The organism is Actinomadura barringtoniae, from assembly GCF_017573505.1.
GTDB classification, from domain to species: Bacteria; Actinomycetota; Actinomycetes; order Streptosporangiales; family Streptosporangiaceae; genus Spirillospora; species Spirillospora barringtoniae.
In genome coordinates, this window is sequence record NZ_JAGEOJ010000015.1 from 219,215 (window position 1) to 240,827 (window position 21,613).

Annotated in this window: 21 protein-coding genes; 10 read left to right on the plus strand and 11 right to left on the minus strand. The window is 69.5% G+C overall.

What is annotated here, in order from left to right; translation table 11 throughout:
• Window positions 1–15: 15 nt before the first annotated feature.
• Entirely contained in the window at window positions 16–1,149 is a 1,134-nt protein-coding gene (locus tag J4573_RS34200) for a DegT/DnrJ/EryC1/StrS family aminotransferase (protein WP_307797115.1), read from the minus strand.
• Window positions 1,146–2,126: a UDP-N-acetylglucosamine 4,6-dehydratase (inverting) gene (pseB, locus tag J4573_RS34205; protein ID WP_307797116.1), complete on the minus strand. Its 981-nt coding sequence runs from the start codon at window positions 2,124–2,126 to the stop codon at window positions 1,146–1,148. Before pseB ends, J4573_RS34200 begins: the two co-directional genes overlap by 4 nt.
• Before the next feature lie 96 nt (window positions 2,127–2,222).
• Here pseB and J4573_RS34210 point away from each other — a divergent pair, with 96 nt between their 5' ends.
• Together J4573_RS34210 and J4573_RS34215 are read left to right on the plus strand one after the other, a co-directional pair.
• Window positions 2,223–2,960 (plus strand): cytidylyltransferase domain-containing protein, encoded by a 738-nt coding sequence (locus J4573_RS34210; protein ID WP_307797117.1) that lies wholly within the window; start codon window positions 2,223–2,225, stop codon window positions 2,958–2,960.
• The gene (locus tag J4573_RS34215) at window positions 2,957–4,015 is read left to right on the plus strand and encodes a PseG/SpsG family protein (protein WP_208260070.1); all 1,059 of its coding nucleotides are present in this window, start codon (window positions 2,957–2,959) and stop codon (window positions 4,013–4,015) included. The genes J4573_RS34210 and J4573_RS34215 overlap by 4 nt, the downstream gene beginning before the upstream one ends.
• Here the strand turns inward: J4573_RS34215 and J4573_RS34220 are convergent.
• Together J4573_RS34220 and J4573_RS34225 are read right to left on the minus strand one after the other, a co-directional pair.
• Window positions 4,001–7,492, minus strand: a complete 3,492-nt coding sequence (locus tag J4573_RS34220; protein ID WP_208260071.1) for a bifunctional glycosyltransferase/CDP-glycerol:glycerophosphate glycerophosphotransferase — start codon at window positions 7,490–7,492, stop codon at window positions 4,001–4,003. The two genes, J4573_RS34215 and J4573_RS34220, sit on opposite strands and share 15 nt — an antisense overlap.
• 34 nt (window positions 7,493–7,526) lie before the next feature.
• Window positions 7,527–8,480 (minus strand): CDP-alcohol phosphatidyltransferase family protein, encoded by a 954-nt coding sequence (locus tag J4573_RS34225; protein ID WP_208260072.1) that lies wholly within the window; start codon window positions 8,478–8,480, stop codon window positions 7,527–7,529.
• A gap of 272 nt (window positions 8,481–8,752) precedes the next feature.
• Between J4573_RS34225 and J4573_RS34230 the strand changes: the two genes are divergently transcribed.
• Window positions 8,753–10,330, plus strand: a complete 1,578-nt coding sequence (locus tag J4573_RS34230; RefSeq protein ID WP_208260073.1) for a glycosyltransferase family 2 protein — start codon at window positions 8,753–8,755, stop codon at window positions 10,328–10,330.
• A gap of 10 nt (window positions 10,331–10,340) precedes the next feature.
• Here the strand turns inward: J4573_RS34230 and J4573_RS34235 are convergent, their stop codons facing one another.
• Genes J4573_RS34235 through J4573_RS34245 form a run of 3 tightly spaced genes read right to left on the minus strand, consistent with a single transcriptional unit; the run spans window position 10,341 to window position 12,967 of the window.
• The gene (locus J4573_RS34235) at window positions 10,341–11,483 is read right to left on the minus strand and encodes a glycosyltransferase family 4 protein (RefSeq protein WP_208260074.1); all 1,143 of its coding nucleotides are present in this window, start codon (window positions 11,481–11,483) and stop codon (window positions 10,341–10,343) included.
• Entirely contained in the window at window positions 11,480–11,965 is a 486-nt protein-coding gene (locus J4573_RS34240; RefSeq protein WP_208260075.1) for a hypothetical protein, read from the minus strand. The genes J4573_RS34235 and J4573_RS34240 overlap by 4 nt, the downstream gene beginning before the upstream one ends.
• A gap of 57 nt (window positions 11,966–12,022) precedes the next feature.
• Complete coding sequence (locus J4573_RS34245; protein WP_243773992.1) at window positions 12,023–12,967, minus strand: LysR substrate-binding domain-containing protein; 945 nt, start codon at window positions 12,965–12,967, stop codon at window positions 12,023–12,025.
• Between the two features lie 200 nt (window positions 12,968–13,167).
• Between J4573_RS34245 and J4573_RS34250 the strand changes: the two genes are divergently transcribed.
• Together J4573_RS34250 and ahpD are read left to right on the plus strand one after the other, a co-directional pair.
• On the plus strand, window positions 13,168–13,722 hold the full coding sequence (locus J4573_RS34250) for a peroxiredoxin (RefSeq protein ID WP_208260077.1): 555 nt from the start codon (window positions 13,168–13,170) through the stop codon (window positions 13,720–13,722).
• Window positions 13,719–14,261 (plus strand): alkylhydroperoxidase, AhpD family, encoded by a 543-nt coding sequence (ahpD, locus tag J4573_RS34255; RefSeq protein ID WP_208260078.1) that lies wholly within the window; start codon window positions 13,719–13,721, stop codon window positions 14,259–14,261. Before J4573_RS34250 ends, ahpD begins: the two co-directional genes overlap by 4 nt.
• 72 nt (window positions 14,262–14,333) lie before the next feature.
• Here ahpD and guaA read toward each other — a convergent pair whose 3' ends face one another.
• Entirely contained in the window at window positions 14,334–15,908 is a 1,575-nt protein-coding gene (guaA, locus tag J4573_RS34260; RefSeq protein WP_208260220.1) for a glutamine-hydrolyzing GMP synthase, read from the minus strand.
• Between the two features lie 218 nt (window positions 15,909–16,126).
• On the opposite strand from guaA, the gene J4573_RS34265 reads away from it, so the two are divergent.
• A complete protein-coding gene (locus J4573_RS34265; protein ID WP_208260079.1) occupies window positions 16,127–17,137 on the plus strand; it encodes a zinc metalloprotease in 1,011 nt (336 codons plus the stop codon).
• Window positions 17,138–17,171: 34 nt separating this feature from the next.
• Here the strand turns inward: J4573_RS34265 and J4573_RS34270 are convergent, their stop codons facing one another.
• The 3 genes from J4573_RS34270 to J4573_RS34280 all read right to left on the minus strand — a co-directional run bounded on the left by J4573_RS34270 (window position 17,172) and on the right by J4573_RS34280 (window position 19,628).
• Window positions 17,172–18,197, minus strand: a complete 1,026-nt coding sequence (locus J4573_RS34270) for a CU044_5270 family protein (protein ID WP_208260080.1) — start codon at window positions 18,195–18,197, stop codon at window positions 17,172–17,174.
• Window positions 18,194–18,805 carry an RNA polymerase sigma factor gene (locus tag J4573_RS34275; RefSeq protein WP_307797121.1) on the minus strand — a complete coding sequence of 204 codons (612 nt, stop codon included), beginning with the start codon at window positions 18,803–18,805 and terminating at the stop codon, window positions 18,194–18,196. The genes J4573_RS34270 and J4573_RS34275 overlap by 4 nt, the downstream gene beginning before the upstream one ends.
• An 85-nt stretch (window positions 18,806–18,890) precedes the next feature.
• Window positions 18,891–19,628, minus strand: a complete 738-nt coding sequence (locus J4573_RS34280; protein WP_208260082.1) for a DNA alkylation repair protein — start codon at window positions 19,626–19,628, stop codon at window positions 18,891–18,893.
• Window positions 19,629–19,715: 87 nt separating this feature from the next.
• On the opposite strand from J4573_RS34280, the gene J4573_RS34285 reads away from it, so the two are divergent.
• From J4573_RS34285 to J4573_RS34295, 4 genes are all read left to right on the plus strand, one after another.
• A complete protein-coding gene (locus J4573_RS34285; RefSeq protein ID WP_208260083.1) occupies window positions 19,716–20,516 on the plus strand; it encodes a helix-turn-helix domain-containing protein in 801 nt (266 codons plus the stop codon).
• Window positions 20,513–20,701 carry a DUF397 domain-containing protein gene (locus tag J4573_RS34290; RefSeq protein WP_208260084.1) on the plus strand — a complete coding sequence of 63 codons (189 nt, stop codon included), beginning with the start codon at window positions 20,513–20,515 and terminating at the stop codon, window positions 20,699–20,701. The genes J4573_RS34285 and J4573_RS34290 overlap by 4 nt, the downstream gene beginning before the upstream one ends.
• A 247-nt stretch (window positions 20,702–20,948) precedes the next feature.
• Window positions 20,949–21,074 carry a hypothetical protein gene (locus J4573_RS55570; RefSeq protein ID WP_279575672.1) on the plus strand — a complete coding sequence of 42 codons (126 nt, stop codon included), beginning with the start codon at window positions 20,949–20,951 and terminating at the stop codon, window positions 21,072–21,074.
• Window positions 21,075–21,128: 54 nt separating this feature from the next.
• Window positions 21,129–21,461 (plus strand): hypothetical protein, encoded by a 333-nt coding sequence (locus J4573_RS34295; protein WP_208260085.1) that lies wholly within the window; start codon window positions 21,129–21,131, stop codon window positions 21,459–21,461.
• Window positions 21,462–21,613 lie beyond the last annotated feature (152 nt).

The following is a 21,613-nucleotide window of genomic DNA, read 5'->3' on the forward strand; positions in this document are numbered from 1 at the left end:
TATTCGGTGATGCCGTCAGCTCAGGATCGCGCGCAGCGTGTCGATGACGCGGTCCTGGTCGGACTCGGTGAGGTCGGGGAAGAGCGGCAGCGACAGCTGCTCTTCGTAGAAGGACTCCGCCACCGGGCACATCCCGCGCCGGTAGCCGAGGTCCTCGAAGACCGGGTGCCGGTACGCGGGGATGTAGTTCACCTGTACTCCGATGCCGGCCGCCCGCATGCGGTCGTACACCTCACGCCTGCGGCCGTCCAGAACGCGCACCGCGTACAGGTGCCACATGGGGTCGGCGCCGGGACGGACCGCCGGCAGCCGCACCCCGGGGACATCCGCGAGCAGTTCGTTGTAGCGGGCGACCAGCTGGGCCCGCCGCTCCTTGAAGAAGGCGAGGCGGCCGAGCTGGCTCGTACCGAGTGCGCAGAGCACATCCGGCAGCCGGTAGTTGAGGCCGAGCGAGTGGACCTCCTGGTGCCAGCCGCCCTCGTCCGGCGAGCGCAGCCGGTCGGCTTCCCGGACCAGACCGTGGCAGCGGAAACGCCTCGCCCGGTCCAGCAGGCCCGCGTCCTTGACCGCGACCGCTCCGCCCTCGCCCGTCGTCGCGTTCTTCGTCGGGAAGAAGGAGAACGTGGTCATGTCGGCGAGCGCGCCCACCGGGACGTCGTTCCAGGTCGAGCCGATCGAGTGGGCGGCGTCGGCGAGCAGCAGCGCGTCGGCCCGGTCGGCGACCTTGCCGAGCGCGTCATAGTCGGCGGGCTGCCCGGCATAGTCCACCGCGGTGACGACGTGGGTGCGGGAGGAGGTCGCGGCGTCGGCCGCCTCGGGGTCGAGGTTGGCGGTGTCCTCACAGACGTCGGCGAACACCACCGACGCCCCGAGCAGCATCGCGGTGGCGGCGGTCGCGACGAACGTCATCGGCGAGGTGACCACCTGGCTGCCGGGGCCGACCCCCGCCGCCGCGTAGGCGACGTGGAGCGCGGCCGTCCCGGAGGTGACACTGACGCACGGCACGCCGCCCGTCCAGCCGGCCAGCGCGTCCTCGAACGCGGTGACCTCGGGGCCGGTCGTCAGCCAGTCGCCGCGGAGCACGCCCGCGACCGCGGCGATGTCGTTCTCATCGATGGACTGGCGGCCGTAGGCGAGCACGCCGGTCACACGCAGGACGCGAGGAGCGCCTGCAGGTCGTCGGTCGACAGCCACATGTCGTTGGAGTCGGAGCGGAAGGAGAAGCCCTCGCTGACCGCCTCGCCGCCCTGCGGCGGCATGTAGCCCCAGGTCGCGATCGTCGGCATGACCACGTACCGGTCGGCCAGGCGCACCGTGCGGTGGCTGTCGTCGGCGGCGATCATCTCCTCGTGCAGCTTCTCGCCGGGCCGGATCCCGACCTCGTGGAACGCGCAGTCGGGCGCGACGGCCTGGGCGAGGTCGACGATCCGCATGCTCGGGATGCGCGGCACGTACAGCTCGCCGCCCTGCATCAGGCCGAACGAGTCGACGACGAACTGCACCGCCTGGTCCAGCGTGATCCAGAACCGGGTCATCCGCTTGTCGGTGATCGGCAGGCTCTCGCCGCGGTCGGCGAGCCGCCGGAAGAACGGGATGACCGAGCCGCGGCTGCCCATGACGTTGCCGTAGCGGACGACCGAGAAGCGCGTCTGGTGCTGCGCGGCGTAGTGGTTGCCCGAGACGAAGAGCTTGTCGGCGGTCAGCTTCGTCGCGCCGTAGAGGTTGATCGGGCTGGAGGCCTTGTCGGTCGACAGCGCCACGACCTTCCGCACGCCGCAGTCGATGGCGGCCTCGATGACGTTCTGCGAGCCGTGCACGTTGGTCTGCACGTACTCGAACGGGTTGTACTCGGCGGTGTCGACCTGCTTGAGCGCCGCCGCGTGCACCACGTACTCGACCTCGTGCATGGCGCGGCGCAGCCGCTCGCGGTCGCGGATGTCACCGATGAACCAGCGGATCCGCTGGTCGTCATCGAAGAGCTGCCGCATCTCGTACTGCTTCAGCTCGTCCCGGGAGAAGACCACGATGCGGCGCGGATCGAGGTGGTCGAGAACGTGCCGCAGGAACGCCTTACCGAAGGAGCCGGTGCCCCCCGTGATCAGGATCGACGCGCCACTCAGTTCCACTGCCGATACCCCCCGTATCGATCGGTGACTGTGAGTAAGAATTCTGCGGTAGCGTAGCGCCTCGCTTCGATTACCGTGCTGACCTGGAGAAATGTCGTGTCCATCCACATGGTCGGGATCATTCAGGCTCGAATGGGGTCGTCCCGTCTTCCCGGCAAGGTGCTGCGTCCGCTGGCCGGGCGCAGCGTGCTCGGCTGGGTGATCCGCGCGGCTCAGGAGAGCCGGGTGCTGGACGGCCTCGTCGTCGCCACGACGGAGCTCGATGAGGACGACGTCGTCGTGGAGGAGTGCCGGCGGCTGGGCGTCGCCTGGCATCGCGGGCCGGTCGACGACGTGCTGACGCGGTTCACCGGTGCGCTGGAGGCCCGTCCCTCGGCGGAGGCGGTCATGCGTTTCACCGCCGACTGCCCGCTGCTGGACCCGGCCGTCGTACGGACCGCCGCGACGACGTTCCGCGCCGTCCCCGGCCTCCACTACCTCAGCACCGGGATCCCGCACACGCTGCCGCGCGGCCTCGACGTCGAGATCATCACCGTGCAGGCCCTGCGGCGCATCGACGAGGTCGCGATCGGTCACCACCGCACGCACGTGACGTCATACGCCTACACCCATCCCCGTTCGTTCTCCCTCATGGGCCTGACCTTCGCGCCGTCCACCGCCCATCTGCGGGTCACACTGGACACCAAGGAGGACTGGGATCTGATCGAGGCCGTGGTGAACAAGTTCGGAGACGTCGCCGTGCCGTACCAGGAGCTCATCGACTGGCTGGAGATCAACCCCGACGTGCGCGCACTCAACGCCCACGTCCGGCAGAAGGAGCTCGCGGAGGCGTGAGGGTCGGTATCCGGTGCGATGCCGGCACGCGGATGGGCGTCGGTCACCTCATCCGCTGCGTGGCCCTGGCCGAGGAGCTCGTTCAGCGGGGGGCCGAGGTGCTGTTCCTCGGTGCGGTCGACGGGCCTGACTGGATCCGCGCCCAGCTCGACCTGCGCGGGTTCCCGCTCCGGCCCGCCCCTGACTCGCCCGCGGATCTCTCCGCGCTGGCCGTACGGCTCGGGCTGGACGCGATGGTCATCGATTCGTACGTGACGGATCCGGAGTGCGGGCACTCCCTGGCCCTCGCGGGGGTACGCGTCATGGCCATCGTCGACGGCGACCTGCGCGGCCAGCGGGCGGACGTCTACGTCGACCAGAACCTGGGAGCCGAGGCGACGGCGATCGAGATCCCGGCGACGGCCACCCGGCTCGCGGGGACCGGCTACGTCCTGCTCCGCGATTCGGTGCGTGGCCTGCGTCCTTCACAGCCCCGCACGGCCACGACCGCGTGCCCGAGGCTGCTCTGCGTGTTCGGCGGCACGGACGCGGCCGACGTGGCGCCACGCGTGGTCGAGCTCGCAGCCTCGACCGGGGCGCCCTTCGCGGCCACGGTCATCGCGCCGCGAGAGTCGACGGTGCGCGCGCTCGAAGCCGTTCCGCTCCTTGCGGGCCAGTCGGTGACGGCGATCCCGCCGACCGATCGGTTCGCGGAGCTGGCCGCCGGTTCGGATCTGGTCATCAGCGCCGCCGGGACCTCCACGTGGGAGTTGCTGTGCCTCGGCCTGCCGACGGCCCTCGTCTGGGTCGCCGACAACCAGCTCCTGGGGTACGAGCCGACGATCGCGCGAGGGCTCACCGCAGGCCTGGGCAACCCCGCGCACTACGACGACCCCGCCTCACGTACGGAGGCCGCCGCGGTCCTGAAGCGGCTCCTTGAGGACCCGGCGGAACGTCACGCGATCGCCGTTCGCGGCCACGGCCTCATCGACGGGCGCGGCCGCGAACGGGTCGCGGACGTCTTGCTGGGCTCGGGTTCAGGCCTCGGTTCAGGCTTCGGTTCAGGCCTCGCCTAGCTCGAACATGCGCTGGATGACCCGCTCGGCGGCGTGCCCGTCGTCGTACGGGCAGAACTTGTCGACGAAGGCCCCGTACGCGGGGTGCTGTGCCGCCCCGTCCATGTCCCGCAGGGCGGCGATCGTCTCGTCCGAGGTCCGCAGCAGCGGACCGGGAGCCTCGGCCTCGAAGTCGAAGTAGAAGCCCCTGACCTTGTCCCGGTACTTCTCCAGGTCGTAGGTGAAGAACACCATCGGCTTGCCCGTGACGGCGAAGTCGAACATCGCCGAGGAGTAGTCCGTCACCAGGACGTCGGCGGCCAGGTACAGCTCGGCGATGTCCGGATACCGCGACACGTCGACGACGAAGTCGTCCACCTGCGACCACGAACGGTCGGTCACCAGGTAGTGCGTGCGGAGCAGGAGCACGTGGTCGGGGCCGAGCACGGCGCGTGCGCGGTCCAGGTCCAGCGCCAGTTCGAACGCGCGCCGTCCCCTGGCGAAGTAGAGGTCGTCGCGCCACGTCGGTACGTAGAGCACCACGCGCTTGCCTTCGGGGATGCCCAGTCGCCTGCGCACCTCGGCGGCGACCTGCGGGGCCTCCGGTCGCTGCAGCAGGTCGTTACGGGGATAGCCCGACTCCAGGATCTCGCCGCCGTACTGGTACGCCTTGCGCATGATGGGGCTTGTGAACGGGTTGGGCGACAGCAGGACGTCCCATCGGGGAACCTCCCGGCGCACCCACCCGAGTGTGGCCTTCCGCATGTGCGGCAGCGCCGGTACGTCCAGGGCCAGCCGCTTCAGCGGCGTACCGTGCCAGCACTGCACATACGTCTGGTCAGGCCTCTTGTCGAACCAGGGCTGCTGGGCCTCGTTCCCGACGATGTAACGCGCGTGCGCGAGGGCCGTGTAGTGCTCCTTGCTGCCCACAAGGACGGTCCGCGCACCGTGCGGGGCCCGGAACTGCCCGTCCCGCGACACCCAGACGCAGTCGAGATCCGTCCGCTGCCGTACGAGCTCTTCGTAGATCGCGCGAGGATTGCAGGAGTACTGCCGCGCCATGTAGGCGTCGAAGACGACGAGGTCGCGAAGCGGCTCTGAGCACAGGCGCGGGTAGACGTCCTTGCGCAGCCTTTCTTGGGCGTAGAGCCCGCGTTCGTCGTCGGCCAGCGCCAGCCGCACGCGCAGACGCAGCGCGCCTCCCGAGGGAACGACCGACACCTCGTGAGCGCCGACGACCTTGGTGGGCGGGAGGTCGGGGACGGCGGCCCTTTCAAGGAGGACGGCGACGTCGGCGTCGCTTCCCTCGGAGGTTCCCGTGTCGGCACGAAGCTCCCAGGTCCCCGGGGCCAGCGGCAAGGGGGCGCCGAGTGCGGGCATCTCCCCCGGCTTGAAGCTCGCCCTGAAATGCCCCCCGGTCCAGGTCAGGGGAACGCCGTACTCCTCCGCCTCGCGGCCATGACGCAGGATCAGCTCGGCAGGCGGCGTGCCTTCACCGGCATAGTCACCGGCCACGGTGATGCGGTCGCCGTCCCAGGTCACGCTGGTCGCCACCAGGGCGCAGGGCCGGACCATCCCGAGGAGGTTCCCGTACCGGGTGCGGGTCAGAGCCACTTCAAGGGCACCGGCGGGATAGCGCCCTTCGGCGGCTTCGGCGGCGAGCAGCGGCTTGATCGTCCCGGAGGCCGTACGGAGCCTGATCTCCCACTCGGTGAGCGCGGCGGGGCCGGCGTGGCCGTGCGCCGCCACCAGTTCCTGGAGCGGGAGCTCGGCCCGGAAGGATCCGCCACCCTCTGAACGAGGAGAGCACTCGACGGGTCCGGTGACCTTGAAGTCGGCCTGCCGGGCGGCGGCGACGAGCTCGACCGGGGCTTCCGACGCGTCCACCGTCCTGCCTTCGAGGACGATCGTGCCGTCGACGACCCGGTGCGCGGTCACGAGCGCCTTGATGGGCCGGACGCGCAAGGAGAACCCGTCCCCGCGCGCGACCGGCTGAATCCAGATGTCGTCGGCCTCGTGCAGCGCAGGCAGCCAGGCGTTCTGCTGATCCGCCGAGCTGCTCAGGCAACCGCCGCGCTTCGCGCCCTGGACGACCACCTCGGTGTGGAGCTCCCACTCGCCGGTGCGGCGGCGGTGTCCTTCGAACGCGGACGGGTCCACCTCGACGACGAAGCCCGACCCGTCGTAACAGGCGGTCGGCTGGTTCGAGGCGGCCGTCACGTCGGGACGCCGCGACCGCTGCGGTTCCAGCGGGATGCGGACGCCCCGGCGGGTGTCCTGCAGCCACAAGGTGATCCGGCCGTCGTCCGTGGACGCCATGTCCAGGCGGTCGATGTAGGCATAGCCCGAGATCCGCAGCCTGCCCTCGTGCCAGACGACCGAGTCCACCTTGCCCCGGAACTCCAGCTCCTCGGTGACCTCGTAGACCGACCGGGGAATCCCGCGAAAACCGTCCTCGAAGAAGGGGTAGCGCGCGTACCAGCGCTGCTTGAGCACCCCCCGCCGCGTGACGGGCGCACCGAGGATCTGGGCCCGGTCGTCCGGGGCCATGACCTCAAGAAGCTCCGGCAGCTGACGGTGGCCCAGCAGGTGGACCCAGAGCCTCTCGAACGCCTTGAGCTGCCCGATCGCACCGCGGTCCGCCCGTTCGACGAACGCGGCACCGAGTTCGAGCAGAGCCCGCTGCTCGTCCTCCGGGGTCTTGGGCAGCTTCTTGACGAGCGTGTCCAGCTCTCGCCTGATCACTTGCTTGTGGTAGGTCCGCCGCAGCTTCGGCGCGCGCTCGCCGAGCAGGTCGCACACGGCGTGAACCGAGGCCATCCGGTCTTCGAGATCGACGGCGCCGTTGCGCTTGTCCGCCGGGGAGGCCGCCACCTTGCGCCACCAGTAGACGGGGCTTTCGAGGACATCGACCGAGGAAGCCAGCACGTGCGCCCTGGCCGAGACCGGGCCGTCGGTGTGCAGGCCGTCGCCGAACGACAGGCCCTGCTCGTCCCAGAACGACCGTCGGTAGACCTTGTTCCAGACTCGGCGGTCCCGGAGCAGCGCCGTAGTCCGGGTGATGTGCGTCTTCTGAGCGCCCGCCTCGAAGGCCTCGCGGTGCGCCCGCGACTGGGAGGTGCGCCCGGACTCCAGCCGGAGCACGTTGCCGCAGGCCAGATCCGATCCGGTCTTCTCAAGAGAGCCGATCAGCAGCTCGTAGGCGTTGCCCACCACGACGTCGTGGGCGTCCGCGAAGGCCAGGAACTCGCCCTTCGCCAGCCGCGCTCCCCGATTGCGAGCGGCGCCGGCACCGGAGTTGTCCTGGTGCAGCAGCACGAACCGCTCGTCGCGTTCGGCCATGGTCTTGGCGTGCACGGCACCGCCGTCGGTGGACCCGTCGTCCACCAGGATCACCTCGAGGTCGCGCAGCGTCTGCCGGGCCAGCGACTCCAGGCACTCTTCGAGGTGGACCTCCTCATTGTGAAAGGGAACGATGACGCTGAGCTTCGGTGACATGTGTCTCCTGGTCAGGGAGGGGCCGGCAGCAGGTTCAGTGGTCGGCGTCGACGAGGGGGCCGCGCTGCGTCACTGCCTCAGCCGGGTTCCTGGGAGCCGGCACGACGCCCTGGACGGCGCCCTGGACGGCGCCCTGGACGGCGCCCTGGACGGCGCCCTGGACGGCGCCCTGGACGGCGAGCGACTCGCTCCCCTGCACGCGCCTGGCGAAGGAACGGCTCACGCCCCAGAACTTGTAGACGAGCAGCGCCTCGAAGGTGAGGAGCAGAGCGCCCGCGGCGGTGGTCACCGGGATCACGGCTCCAGTGAGGGGGCCGACGATGAAGACGGCCATCTGGAACTCGATGCCGCTGAAGAGGTGCATGCGGATGCGGCGGCGTTGGAGGTTGCGGCGGAGGCGGAGGTAGCGGGTGGGGCGCGGCTTCGGGGTTGATGCGGTCTTCGGGGTTGATGCGGTCTTCGGGCGTGGGGCTCGCTTCGGCTTGGCCGGGGTGAGGTCGTGGGTCATCTGGCGGCGGGCCTTGGCGATCTTCGGGCCGTTCAGGTAGCGGACCATGTCGACGGCGACGATCGTGAAGCCGATCCAGAGGTAGATCGGCTTGCCGGTCAGGGCGTACTGGCCCTGGGCCAGGGCGATCGCGCAGATGCAGTCGCGCACGCGGTCGAGCATGAAGTCGAGCCAGGCACCGAACGGGGAGCCCGTGCCCTTGAGGCGTGCGACCTTGCCGTCGACGCAGTCCAGGACGAAGCACAGGTGGTAGAGCACCGCGCCGAGCGCGAGCCAGCCGGCCGTGCCCTGCGTGAAGCAGGCGGCGGAGCCGAGGCCCAGCGCGAAGGCGGCCGTGGTGATCTGGTTCGGGGTGGCCGACGTCCGGTTGGCCACGACGCGGGTGAGGCGGGTCGCCACGGGGTCGACGAGCAGCACCGTCCACCACGCGTCGCGCCCCTTGCAGACCGCGCGCACGTCATCCAGCGAAAACGTCGGCATGCAAGCAGCATGGTTTCCGGCGGTCGCGATGCTGCGAAGCATCGCGATTGCCGGGCGATTGCATGACCCAGACTTGACCCGCAGCTAGCCCGGATGGCCGTACAACCGGCGAATCACATGCCGCGTCCGGTCGCGCTCGGTTCGAGACAGTCCCGGTGGTTAGCAAGCAGCCCGCAAAGAGTGGCGCGGGAGAACGGCCGGAGGCACACCGTGGGTGCTCTCGTGGTCTGCGACCGCCGGACGGCGGGGCTCGGATTTCCTCAGGAGGACCGATGAGCGTCAAGGTCAGCGTGGTGGTGCCCGCCTACAACGGCGGGATCTACATCGACGCGTGCGTCCGCTCGCTGCTGGACCAGACGATGAACGCCGCGGACTACGAGGTCATCTTCGTGGACGACGGATCGACCGACGGAACGGGCCGCAAGCTGGACGAGGCCGCCGTGGGTCACGAGCACGTTCGGGTCGTTCACATCGACAACACCGGTGGCCCCGGCGCTCCGCGCAACATCGGGCTGGAGCTCGCTCAGGGCGAGTACGTGTACTTCCTCGACTGTGACGACTGGCTCGGCCCCGAGGCGCTCGAGCGGATGTACGCGATGGCCGTGCGGAACGGGTCCGACATCGTGGTGGGACGGCTCGTTGGGCAGGGCGGACGAGGTGTTCCGCGGTTTCTCTTTCGGAAGTCGCAGGATCGGGCGGACATCCTCAAGCACCACCTGCTGAGCCTGCTGACGCCGCACAAGCTGTTCCGCACCGAGTTCGTGCGGGAGCACGGACTGCGGTTTCCGGAGGGGCCGGTACGGCTGGAGGATCACCGGTTCTGCGTTCCGGCCTACTTCAAGGCCGAGGTCATCTCGGTGCTCGCCGACTACCCGTGCTGCTACTGGGTGAAGCGGGCCGACGAGGGCAACTACTCCTCGAACCGGTTCGATCCGGCGCACTACTACGGGGCCGTACGCGAGGTGCTCGACGTCGTGGACGCCCATGTGGAGCCGGGGCCGACGCGCGACCGGTTCTACCTGCACTGGCTGCGCGGCAAGATGCTGGGCCGGATGGGCGGCCGCGCCTTCCTGTCGTACGAGCCCGAGCATCGCCGGGCGATGTACGACGTCGTCCGGGAGCTCACGCTGGACCGGTTCGACCCGGCGGTGGACGCGCTGCTGCCTCGCAACCTCCGGCCGCGCGCCGCGCTGCTCCGCGCGGGCGCCTTCGAGGACCTGATCAGGCTCGCCGAGGTGGAGAAGGGCCTCACGGTCCGCCCGAACCTGAACACCATGGAGCTGCGGGACGGCACGATCACGTTCGATGTCGAGGGTGAGCTGGTCTACCGGAGCGGCGCGCACGTGTCGTTCAGGAAGGAACGGATCGAGGGCGCCGACCGGCTGCTGTGGGATCCGCCGGCGATGCTGACCACGCCGCTTCCCTCCGAGGCGCTCGACGCGACCGGCGAGCTCGGCAAGAGCAACCTGGAGGTCTTCCTCCGGCACAAGGCCACGGGGTTGGAGGTCTTCCTGCCGACGAAGGTCGAGCGGGGCGAGGCGACCGACGAGGGCATGATCGTGGCGCTGTCCGGCAGGGCTTCCGCGCGGGCCGAGACCGTGTCGCAAGGCGAGGCCCTCGCGGCCGGCCGGTGGGACGTGCGCGTACGGCTGAGCGCGTGCGGGTGGGGTGTGGATCGCCGGATCAAGGGGGCGGCGGTGGACGTGCACGAGGACGGCCGCGTTCTGCTCGTCACCCCTGGAGACGAGGCGGACGCCCGCAAGCCGTCGATGCTTCGGCAGGCCGCCAAGCAGGTGCCGGGGCTTCGTCGTACGGTCCGCTGGGCGCGCGCCGCGAAGAGCTCAGCCTGAGGCGAAGAGCTCAGCCTGACGCTTCGGTCTTGGCGGTGAGCAGCGAGGTGAAGAGGGTCTCCCAGCGGAGGCGGATCGCGTCGGAGCCGTAGGCGGTGGCCGTCGTACGGGCGGCCGCCCCCAGCTGGCGGCGGAGGGGTTCGTCCTCGATGAGGCGGCAGACGGCGGCGGCCAGCTCGGCGGTGTCCTCGGGCGGGACCAGGAGGCCGCTCGCCTCGTCGACGATGATCTCGCTCGGGCCCGTCGGGCAGTCGAACGTCGCGACGGGGAGGCCGCAGTTGAGTGCTTCCAGGAGCGTCATGGGGAAGCCTTCGAAGCGGGAGCTCAGGGCGTAGATGGAGGCCTTGGCCAGTTCCTCGTCGAGCTCTTTCGTACGGCCCATCAGGAAGACGTGGTTGTAGAGGTGATGGGCGTGGATGAGCTTGCGGAGCTTGGGCTCGGCCTTGCCTGAGCCGTAGATGTGCAGACGCCAGTCGGGGTGGCGGTCGACGACCTTCGCGAAGGCCAGGATGAGCAGGTCGAAGCCCTTCTGGCGGGTCAGGCGACCGGCCGCTGCGACGACCTTGCCGGTGTGGTCGGTCTGCGGGACGTCGAGGGTGTGCAGCGGGTTGGGGATCTGCTCGACGCGCACGCCGCCGTCGTCGCCCAACGCCTGGCGGTATTCGTACTGGTCCTTGCGGGTGAGGGACACGACGGCGTCCAGCCGGGGGTAGTCGCGGAGGATGGCCGCGCGGACCGCGGGCTTGTAGCGGCCCAGGTGCATGTGGTCCTGCGCGACGCGGACGATGTGGGCGGGCGTGTAGCGGGCGGACAGGAGGTTGAGGCCCGGACGGGTGGTGACCAGGATCTCGGTCTCCACGGTCCGCAGGTAATTGATGACCCCTCGTTCGACGGCGCTCGTGAACGTGTCCTTGGCGGCTTCGCCGTACGGGATCTCGATGCCGGGGGCGGCGGGCGCAGGGGTGCGCTGGTCGGTGAGCGTGGTGAGGCGGACGCGCGGGTCGACGAAGAAGTTGGGTGCGGCGGCACGGCGGGTGGCGCTGACGAGCTCGACCTGGTGTCCCGCCTCGGCCATCGCGTTGGCCTGGTTGATGACGGTGCGGATCGTGCCGCCCATCCCGTACGCGTGGAGGAGAACGTAGGTGATCTTCATCGGGTGCGCCGGCTCTCCAGGACGAGGTGGTCGTCGCCGGTGTAGCGCGGCCTGACCTTGCACGGCCACTGACCCGCGACGCGCTGCCAGGGGAAGGTGATGGCGTTCGCCTTCAACGGGACGCCGCAGTGCCGTCCCAGCCGGAGCCCGATCGATCCGGAGACCAGGTGGGCGTCCCATTCGGCTGAGAGCACCGGGAGCGGCAGGGTCAGGTCGGTGATGGGGATCTCCGCCTCGAAACGTTCGCCCACCGCGACCTCGTATGGGCTGGGCGGAAGGCTGAGGCTCATCCGCATCCGCTGAACGGGGTGGAGCACCCGCAGCCAGCCCGAGAGGAGCGGCACGGGCTCGCGCGGAGTGAGACGCAACCACCAGGAGCGGTCGCGCAGGGATTCGGGCAGCGTGCCCACGAACCGGATCTGGCCGTCGCGGGCCCAGACCTCGTCGAGCTCGGCGTGCAACCCTGCGGCCGCTGTTTCCATCCCACGAGTGAAACGCAGGCCGCTGGGAGGCGGGGTGCTTTTGGGCAGGGCTTTGGCTCAGGGCAGGGCTTTGGGCGCGGCGGCCTTGATGCTGCGAGCCAGCGCCTCGAAGTCCTCGGCTCGCGGCGAGGTGGTGCGGTAGGCGAGGCCTATGCGGCGGTACGGGGCGGGCGCGGTGAAGCGGCGGGTGGCGATGGAGGAGGCGCGGCGGGTCTCGACGGCCAGGGCGGTCTCGGGAACGAGGGTGACGCCGAGGCCGCCGGAGACGAGCTGGACCAGCGTGGACAGGCTGGTGGCGTACGTCGCGGCGGCGGCCCGGGCACCGACCTGGCGGCAGACGTCGAGGGCCTGGTCGCGCAGGCAGTGGCCCTCGTTCAGGAGGATCACCTCCTGGTCGTTGAGCACGTCGCGCGGCACCGGATCGCCGCCGTCGCCGTCGCCGCCCAGGCCGGACGACTCGGGGGCGACGAGGACGAACTCCTCGTCGTACAGCGGGACCTCGGTGATGCCCTGGGCCGGGGCGGGGAGGGCCAGGACGATGACGTCGAGCCGGCCGGCGAGGAGCTCGGCGGTGATGGCCTCGGTCTGCTCCTCGTGGACGGAGAGTTCGAGCTCGGGGAACTCGGCCGACAGCTCGGGGAGGATCACCGGCAGCAGGTAGGGGGCGACGGTCGGGATGACGCCGACGCGGACCGGGCCGGTGAGCGGGCCCCGGGTCGCGTTGACCTCCTCGACGAGGCGGTCGAGCTCGGCGAGGACGAGTTCGGCGCGGCGGGCGACGCGTTCACCGGCGGGGGTGAGCAGGACCTTGCGGGTGGTCCGCTCGACGAGCTGGGTGCCGAGGGTCTCCTCGAGGGCGGCGACGGCGCCGGACAGGGCGGGCTGGCTCATGCGCAGCGCGGCGGCGGCGTCCCGGAAATGCAGGTGTTCGGCGAGCGCCAGGAATGCGCGCAGCTGCGCGACCGTGGGCCTGCTGATGACGTTCCCCTTTCGCGTGATCAACCCCACAAAGAAAGCGTTTGATCGAAATATCCTATCGCCTTCGAGTGGTAGATCGATTTCTCTTCTCACTCGAATTCCGGCACGCTGAGTGACACCGGACGGGCCTGTCGGGCCCACCCTTTCACTCCTGTGATCCAGGCCTCTTTTGTCCTGTGATCTGGGCCTCAATTCACAAGAAATCGCAGAAACAAGGAGCATGCGTGCTTACTGTCGGTGACCAGTTCCCGGAGTACGAACTGACCGCCTGCGTCTCGCTCGACGCCGACACCGCGTTCGAGACGATCAACCACAAGACCTACGAGGGCCAGTGGCGCGTCGTCTTTTTCTGGCCCAAGGACTTCACCTTCGTCTGTCCGACCGAGATCGCCGAGTTCGGGCGGCTGAACGAGGAGTTCGCCGACCGTGACGCGCAGGTGCTGGGCGCCTCCACCGACAACGAGTTCGTCCACTTCGCCTGGCGCAAGGACCACCCGGACCTGCGCGAGCTGCCGTTCCCGATGCTGTCGGACCTGCGCCGCGAGCTCACCGAGGCGCTCGGCATCCTCACCGAGGACGGCGTCGCCCAGCGCGCCACGTTCATCGTCGACCCGAACAACGAGATCCAGTTCTCGATGGTGACGGCGGGCTCGGTCGGCCGGAACGTCAAGGAGGTGCTGCGGGTCCTGGACGCGCTGCAGTCCGACGAGCTGTGCCCGTGCAACTGGAACAAGGGCGAGGCCACCCTGGACGCCCAGAAGCTCATGGCGGGCGCGTGAGCGTCGACGCGCTGAAGAGCGCCCTCCCCGACTACGCCAAGGACACCAAGCTGAACCTCGGCTCGGTGACCACCACGTCGCAGCTCACCGAGCAGCAGCTGTGGGGCACGGTGCTCGCCACCGCACTGGCCAGCAAGAACGCGCAGGTCATCCGCGAGCTGGCGGAGGAGGCCGCGGACAACCTGTCCGCCGAGGCGTTCACCGCCGCCAAGGCCGCCGCGTCGATCATGGCCATGAACAACGTGTACTACCGGGCCACCCACCTGATCGGCGACGAGACCTACGCGACGCTCCCGGCCAGGCTGCGGATGAGCGTCATCGGCAGGCCCGGCGTCGACAAGATCGACTTCGAGCTGTGGTGCCTGGCCGTCTCGGCGATCAACGGCTGCGGCCGCTGCCTGGAGTCGCACGAGAAGGTGCTGCGCGACGGCGGCATGTCGCGCGAGCTGGTCCAGGAGGCCCTGCGCATCGCCGCGGTCGTCCACGCCGCCGCCGCGACGCTGGAGGCCGAGGCCGTCCTGGCCCCAGCCACCGTCTGACGCGGAACGAACAACGTCGAAGGCCCGGAGGGGACGTCCCTCCGGGCCTTCGACATTTCGCTCAGCGAGCGGCTACTCCCACTCGATGGTGCCCGGGGGCTTGCTGGTGATGTCGACGGTGACGCGGTTGACCTCGCGGACCTCGTTGGTGATGCGAGTGGAGATCTTCTGGAGGACGTCGTACGGGAGGCGTGCCCAGTCGGCGGTCATCGCGTCCTCGCTGGTGACCGGGCGGAGCACGACCGGGTGACCGTACGTGCGGCCGTCGCCCTGGACACCGACCGAACGGACGTCGGCGAGCAGCACCACCGGGAACTGCCAGATCTCGCGGTCGAGCCCGGCGCGGGTGAGCTCCTCGCGGGCGATCGCGTCGGCGTCGCGCAGGATGTCGAGCCGTTCACGCGAGACGGCGCCGATGATGCGGATGCCGAGCCCGGGTCCGGGGAACGGCTGGCGCCACACGATCTCGGCGGGCAGGCCGAGCTGCTCGCCGAGTGCCCGCACCTCGTCCTTGAACAGCGTGCGGAGCGGCTCGACCAGCTTGAACTGCAGGTCGTCGGGCAGGCCGCCGACGTTGTGGTGCGACTTGATGTTGGCCGCGCCCGTACCGCCGCCCGACTCGACGACGTCCGGGTAGAGCGTGCCCTGAACGAGGAACTCGACGGGCTCGGCGGCGGCCTCGCCCACGATCTCGCGGGCGGCCTCCTCGAAGACCCGGATGAACTCGCGGCCGATGATCTTCCGTTTCTCCTCGGGGTCGGTGACCCCGTCGAGGGCGGCGAGGAAGCGCTCCTGGGCGTCCACTACATGGAGGTTGACGCCGGTGGCGGCGACGAAGTCCTTCTCGACCTGCTCGGCCTCGCCCTTGCGCAGCAGCCCGTGGTCGACGAAGACGCACGTCAGCTGGTCGCCGATGGCCCGCTGAACGAGCGCGGCGGCGACGGCGGAGTCCACACCGCCCGACAGCCCGCAGATCGCGCGCTTGCCGCCGACCTGCGACCGGACCGCCTCGATCGACTCCTCGGCGATGTTGACCATCGTCCAGTTGGGACGGCAGCCCGCGCCCTCGTACAGGAAGCGGCGCAGCAGCTCCATGCCATGCTCGGTGTGCAGCACCTCGGGATGGAACTGCACGCCGTAGAAGCCGCGCTCGCGGTCCTCCATCCCGGCGACCGGCGTCACGTCCGTACGCGCGGTCAGGGTGAAGCCGTCGGGCGCGCGGCTCACGTAGTCGCGGTGCGACATCCACACCGACTGGTGCTGCGGCAGCCCGGCGAACATCATCCCGGGCTCGGCGACGGCGATGGTCGCGGCGCCGTACTCGGCGATCTCGGAGTTCTCCACGGTGCCGCCGAGCGCCTGCGCCATCACCTGGTGGCCGTAGCAGATGCCGAACGTGGGGACGCCGAGGTCGAAGAGCCCCTCGGGGGCCACCGGCGCGCCCTCCGCGTAGACCGACGCCGGGCCGCCCGACAGGATGATCGCCTTCGGCTTCTTGGCGGCCATCTCGGCCGCCGGCATGGTCGACGGAACGATCTCACTGAACACGTGACACTCGCGCACCCGACGGGCGATCAGCTGCGCGTACTGCGCGCCGAAGTCGACGACGAGAACGGTGTCAAAGGATTGGTCGACGGACACCCACAGCGCCTTTCACGGAATCGGCGGAGAGTCTCCAGTCTAGAGGCCCCTGCCTGGGCGAACGCGCACCCCCCGGACCGGGCCGTGACCCTCCGGGTCTGTCCGGTAACGACCTGCTTCCGATTGACCGGACCTCACCCGCCACACGACCCCGTTCTGATACCAATTGGTCACGCTGTGCATCGGCTCCGTCTCCGTCCGCCCCCGACACCCCGAGGATCGACGTGAAGCTGCTCGTCGTCGCCGCCGCCCTGATCGCCGCGTCCGTGCCCGCCGTTCCGATCACCATGACGAAGGCCACAGCCGAGCCCGAGGGCGGATGCGCACGGCCCGACACTCGCGCCACCGCCACCGCCACCGCCACCGCTCGCGGCGTCACGCGCGCAGGCGCGGACGCTCACGCCGGCGCCGACGCGCGCGTTCGGCAGCCTGGAACGGGCGTACGGGAGCGCAACGAGCTCACGCCCTCCCAGGTCTCGGCGGTCGAGGCGCAGCTCAACGGGCTGCTGTCCGGGCTGACCGCCACTGACGAGTACGGCCGGACGACGACGCTGCGCGACCGCAGCCAGGGTCAGGTGACCGTTCCGGTGTACTTCCATGTCCTGCACGACGGCAGCAACGGCAACGTCCCGTCCGGCACGATCGAGCGCCAGATCAACGTCCTGAACGCCTCGTACGGCGGCGGCAACGGTGGCGCCGACACCCACTTCCGCTTCGTGCTGCGCGGCGTCACCCGCTCGAACAACCCGGGCTGGTACTCCAACCCCGAGCAGTACGAGAGCACGTTCAAGGCCCGCCTGCACAAGGGCAAGGCCGGCACGCTCAACCTCTACAGCGCCGACACCGGCGACGAACTGCTCGGCTGGTCCACGTTCCCCTGGAAGTACAAGGGCGACCCGAAGATGGACGGCGTGGTGGTCCACGTCGGCAGCATGCCCGGCGGGTCGATCGACCACTTCAACCAGGGGTTCAGCGCGACCCACGAGACCGGCCACTGGCTCGGGCTCTACCACACGTTCCAGGACGGCTGTTCGAGCCCCGGCGACCGCGTCTCCGACACCCCGGCCGAGCGCGACCCCACCAACGGCTGCCCGCTGAGCAAGGACACCTGCGACGCCCCCGGCGAGGACCCGGTCCACAACTACATGGACTACGGCTGGGACACGTGCATGAACCAGTTCACCCGCGGCCAGGGCGACCGCATGCGCAAGGTCTGGTCCGCCTACCGCGCCTGACCGAACGCCTCAGCGGCCGCCCTGACCACAAGCCTCAGCAGTCGCCGTACTGCGCGTGCGGCCCGGGCTTGGGCGGCGCGTCGACCACCGCCGTGCGCAGGATCGCGCTGGCTCCAAGGAACGCGCCCGCCGGTCCCGAGTCACCGCTCTTGACCACGACGCTGCGCTCACCGAGGAAACGGTAGGTCGCACGGTCGAAGATCAGCTCGTTCCGCTCGTCACCGTTCACCCGGGCGACCGCGAAGCCGTGCCGGCCCGCCGCGTCGACCGAGTCGCCGACCAGCGCGACCCCCGGGATCTTCGCGATCGCCTTGTACAGCGCCGCCTGCACGGGCGCGGGCGCGGCCGAGCCGACGAGCAGGTCCGACGCGGTCTCCCAGAGCCGGGCACCGCGATCGTCCTCGGCGCCATCACCGTCGTCGTCAACAGGGTCGTCCACCTTGTCGATCAAACGCAGCAGAGCGTCGGCGTCCGCCGGAACCGCGTCCAGGAAGGGACGCTCGAGCGGCGGCCGGACGCCGCAGGGCTTGGTCACCATCTCATCGGCAGCCGACGCAGGCATGCGCGTGGCTTCGGGAGGCAACGTCCTGCCCGGCATCGGCAGGCGTTGCCGGTCCTTGGAACGGGTGAGGTCGGGGTGGGCGCCGTTCACCGACTGCCAGGTCTCCGTGCGCTGGTGTTCCAACCATCTGGCACTGCCGTCCTGCTCGTACGCATCGGCCTGCTGGGTCTCCTGTACCTCCCGGTAGATGTACTGGCCCGAGCGTGGGGTGGGCAGCGGATCGGCCAGAGCCCTGGCCGCGGCCCGGTCCATGACCACCGAGACGTCCGCCACCGGAACAGTCTTCTCGTCCCCCGGCGTGGCGCTGAAGTAGGCGCCCGCCGTCGCACCCGCCGCTGCGAGGACGGCGGTCGCCAGGAGCGGGCGCATCGGGCTCGGGCGGAACCGGCCCCTCCTCGGTTTCTTCACGCCGTCCTGGAAAAGGGACTCGGCGCCGGTCAGGTCGAGGTCCAGGGGAACCTCGGAGCGCAGACGTTCAACTTCGTGCAGCTCAGTCATCCCTTTGACTCCTCCGTCATGGCGGTCGGATCGACCCCGCCGAGCGCCGCGCGCAGCTTGTTGCGAACCCTGTTCATCCGTGAGCGCACCGTGCCCGGTGGAACACCCAGCGCCCGGCCCGCCTCGTCGTAGGTGAGGCCCTCCCACGAGACGAGCAGCAGCACGTCGCGCTGGGCGGCGGGCAACCGGGCGATCGCCGCCGCCAGCGGACGGCGCGCCGCGTCCGCGCTGAGCCGGGTGTCGGCCGCCTCGGTGAACGACTCGGTCACCGGATCGACTCCGGTCCGCGCCAGTGCCCGGAGTTGCCTGACCTCCGAGCGCCGGTGCCGCCGCACGAGATTGGTCGCGATGCCGTACAGCCAGGGGCGGGCGTCGGTCCGTGCCAGGTCGTAGGACTCCCGCCGGCGGAACGCGACCAGGAAGGTCTCGGCCACAATGTCGTCCGCGGGCTCGGTGCCCAGCCGCCGCACGACGTAGCGCATGATCGTCGGCGCGTGCCGCTGGAACAGCGACTCGAATCGCTCGGGTTCGCGCCGGGACCACGCGATGACGGACGCGTCGTCAAGGTCTTCGGGGGATTCGGGTGACCGCCGTCTGGGCGTGGTCACACTGGGTTCGGGCATCGTCGGCCTCTCGGTGTCGGTCGTGACACCCGTTCTTGCCCGTCTGGAGAATTACAGGTCCATGAGCGGCCTACCGCGTCTTGTACGCGGCCAGGAGTCGCTCGCCGTCGGTCTCCGGGAGATGCCGGACGGCCTCCCGGATCGCGACGCCCGAGATCCTGTCGGTCCGTTCACCCACCCACGCGGTGACCCACTCCGCGTGGCCCTTCTTGGTGAGCTCGCGCAGCACCCACCCGAGCGCTTTGCGGATGAAGAACTCCTTCTCCCCGATCAGCGCGTCCCCATAACGCGAGATCCGCTCCAGGTCCGGCTCCCCCGCCCGTACACCGGGAAGCAGTGCCAACAAGGACGTCCGGCGAATCCAGAAGTACGGGTCCGACACCCACCGATCCAGCACGCCCACCTGCTCGGGGAACGCCAGCACCAGCCCACCGACGATCTTCTCAGCCAGATGGTCCACATAGACCCAGCTCGCCGAGTCGCGGATGAGGGTTTCGGCCAGACCGAGATCGCCGGGACCCAGCAGGTTGACTCGGCGAATCAACACCTCGATCGACGCCATCCGCATTTCATGAATGGGACGGCCCCCTTCCGCCACCGACCACAGCGTCTCGGCCAGCGCCAGCAGGTCGACCCGCGAGGGCTCCACCTTGACGACCGAACGGGCGACCTTGCGCAGCGGGGCCATCGGAACGCCGAGGTGCACGAAGTCGCTCTTGAGGTAGCGCTTCTCGCTCTCCGCGCGAACCGGATCCCCTTGGGCGCGCAGCTCAGCCTCGACCTGAGCCACCGCGTCGGCGATGTTCATGTGGCCCACGTTACGCCCGTGACATTAATACGCAGGGTTGACATTTACTCCTGACAGTCACCAAGCGCGGGCGTACGGTAACCGACCATGAAGGATCAGCCGAACTACCCAGCCCGGGCCCTGTACGCCCAATGGCTACGCAAACACCGCGAGGCGGCGGACCTCCACCAGAGCCAGGTCGCCGAGAAGCTACAGATCTCCCCTCAGCTCTACGGCCACTGGGAAAACCTGCGGCGCCTCCCGACCCTTGACGGCAGCAAACGACTCGACCGGCTGTACGGTCTTCCCGCCGTATTCGAGGGTCTTCAGCCACTCGTGGTCCAGGAGGCCGGGACTCTCGCTGTTTTCCTCACCTACGTCAGCCAGGAAGAGCAGTCAGACGCCGTCCGCGCCTACGAGCCGCTGTACGTCTTCGGCCCTCTCCAGACCGAGGCATACGCGCGCGAGATCCTCAGTGCCGCCGCATCATCCGAGAAACTGGACGAACAACTCGAGACCCGCACTGCCCGCAAGGCGATCCTCGACAAGACCGATCCGCCGTACCTCCTGGTGCTGCTGGCCGAGCGAGTGATCCGTGAGATCGTCGGCAACGCGGAGATCATGCGTGAGCAGCTCGCTCACCTGCTGGAACTGGCCGAGCAGCGCAACATCGATCTCCAGATCATCCCGGCAGGCGCCCGTGCCTATCCGAGTGGAGAGATCGTCCTGCTGGGCTATCCGGAAGATCCAGACTTGGCTTATGTTGAGTCTGCCGGGGGGCATGGAAAGCTGATCGAGCCCCCTGCGGAGGTGCACGCGCTCTGGATACAGTTCGACCGCATTCGAACCTGGGCGCTGTCCCCCGAGGATTCGGTCCAGATGATCCGGACCGTGATGGAGGCCCTGTGAACCACACCCCCCACTGGCGGAAGTCGAGCTACTCAGGCGAAGAGGGCGGCTCCTGCATCGAGGTCGCCGACCTTGCGCCCGCCGTCGGAGTGCGCGACTCCAAGGACAAGCGGGCGGACGCCCCGTTCCTCACTCTCACCACCGCTCAGTTCGGCGACCTGCTGAAGACCATCAGGGCGCTGTAGCCACGACGGTGCCAGCCCACCGACAACAGCGCAGCGGCCGCCGCCAAGGTAGGTAGCGCGGGCCTGGCCAGATCCGCCCGTTCGTAGCGGAACCGCAAGTGAGCGTTGCCGCGCCCGGTGACGATCCCGCCGTTGCCTGGCCGTCGGCCTGGAGGTGGCGGGCCGTCCATCCTGCGCGGAAGTTGGTCGCTGCGCCGGCCTCGAGCGAACGACTCAGCGAGCGTGAGCGCGAACGTTCCCGCGTGCCGTGGACCAGGTGTGCTTCGGGCTCATCGGAGTCCGCGGCTCCAAGGACGGGCGTTCCAACGCCCCGATCGTCGCCCTCACCACCGCTCAGTTCGGCGACCTGCTACAAGCCCTCAAGGCGCTTTAAGGGCCAGGCCAGTGAGGTCTTGCGGCGCATGGGCGGAACGCGCGACAGTGAGTCGTGGTCAAGGTCTCCGAGCGTGTAGGGCGTCGTGTCCAGGCTGATTTCCCGCATCAGGTTGATCAGGTGCTGGGAGCGTTGGCTGAGCTGACCGATGACCTACTGCCTGCTGAAGGTCACGGTTCGGCTGCCGTCGAGCGTATCCAGGCGGCTGCTCTCATCTTGGCTCGAAGAGATCTGCGCAAGCTGGACGATGCCCTGACGCTCGGCCGCACGGACTGGCGTGACCTGCTGGCCGCCGCCGGTCTCGCCGACGACGACTGGCCGGAACTCATTGATGCCGAGCTCATGGAAGCCCCGGCCACCCACATCTGGATGGCGCCGCGTCCCTAACCAGCACCACATCCCAGCCAGCACCGCGTCGGCAAGCCAGCACCACGCCGCTAGCCAGCACCACATCCCTGAACGGGCGCCGCATCCCTGACCAGCGCCACATCCCTGAACGGACGCCGCATCCCTAGCCAGCGCCACGCCCCCGGCCAGCG

Bases quoted from the DNA above. Each gene is read 5' to 3' on its own strand.
- J4573_RS34220 (WP_208260071.1), bottom strand. From the start codon at position 7,492: ATGTCACCGAAGCTCAGCGTCATCGTTCCCTTTCACAATGAGGAGGTC.
- J4573_RS34225 (WP_208260072.1), bottom strand. From the start codon at position 8,480: ATGCCGACGTTTTCGCTGGATGACGTGCGCGCGGTCTGCAAGGGGCGC.
- J4573_RS34230 (WP_208260073.1), top strand. From the start codon at position 8,753: ATGAGCGTCAAGGTCAGCGTGGTGGTGCCCGCCTACAACGGCGGGATC.
- J4573_RS34235 (WP_208260074.1), bottom strand. From the start codon at position 11,483: ATGAAGATCACCTACGTTCTCCTCCACGCGTACGGGATGGGCGGCACG.
- J4573_RS34240 (WP_208260075.1), bottom strand. From the start codon at position 11,965: ATGGAAACAGCGGCCGCAGGGTTGCACGCCGAGCTCGACGAGGTCTGG.
- J4573_RS34270 (WP_208260080.1), bottom strand. From the start codon at position 18,197: ATGACTGAGCTGCACGAAGTTGAACGTCTGCGCTCCGAGGTTCCCCTG.
- J4573_RS34280 (WP_208260082.1), bottom strand. From the start codon at position 19,628: ATGAACATCGCCGACGCGGTGGCTCAGGTCGAGGCTGAGCTGCGCGCC.
- J4573_RS34285 (WP_208260083.1), top strand. From the start codon at position 19,716: ATGAAGGATCAGCCGAACTACCCAGCCCGGGCCCTGTACGCCCAATGG.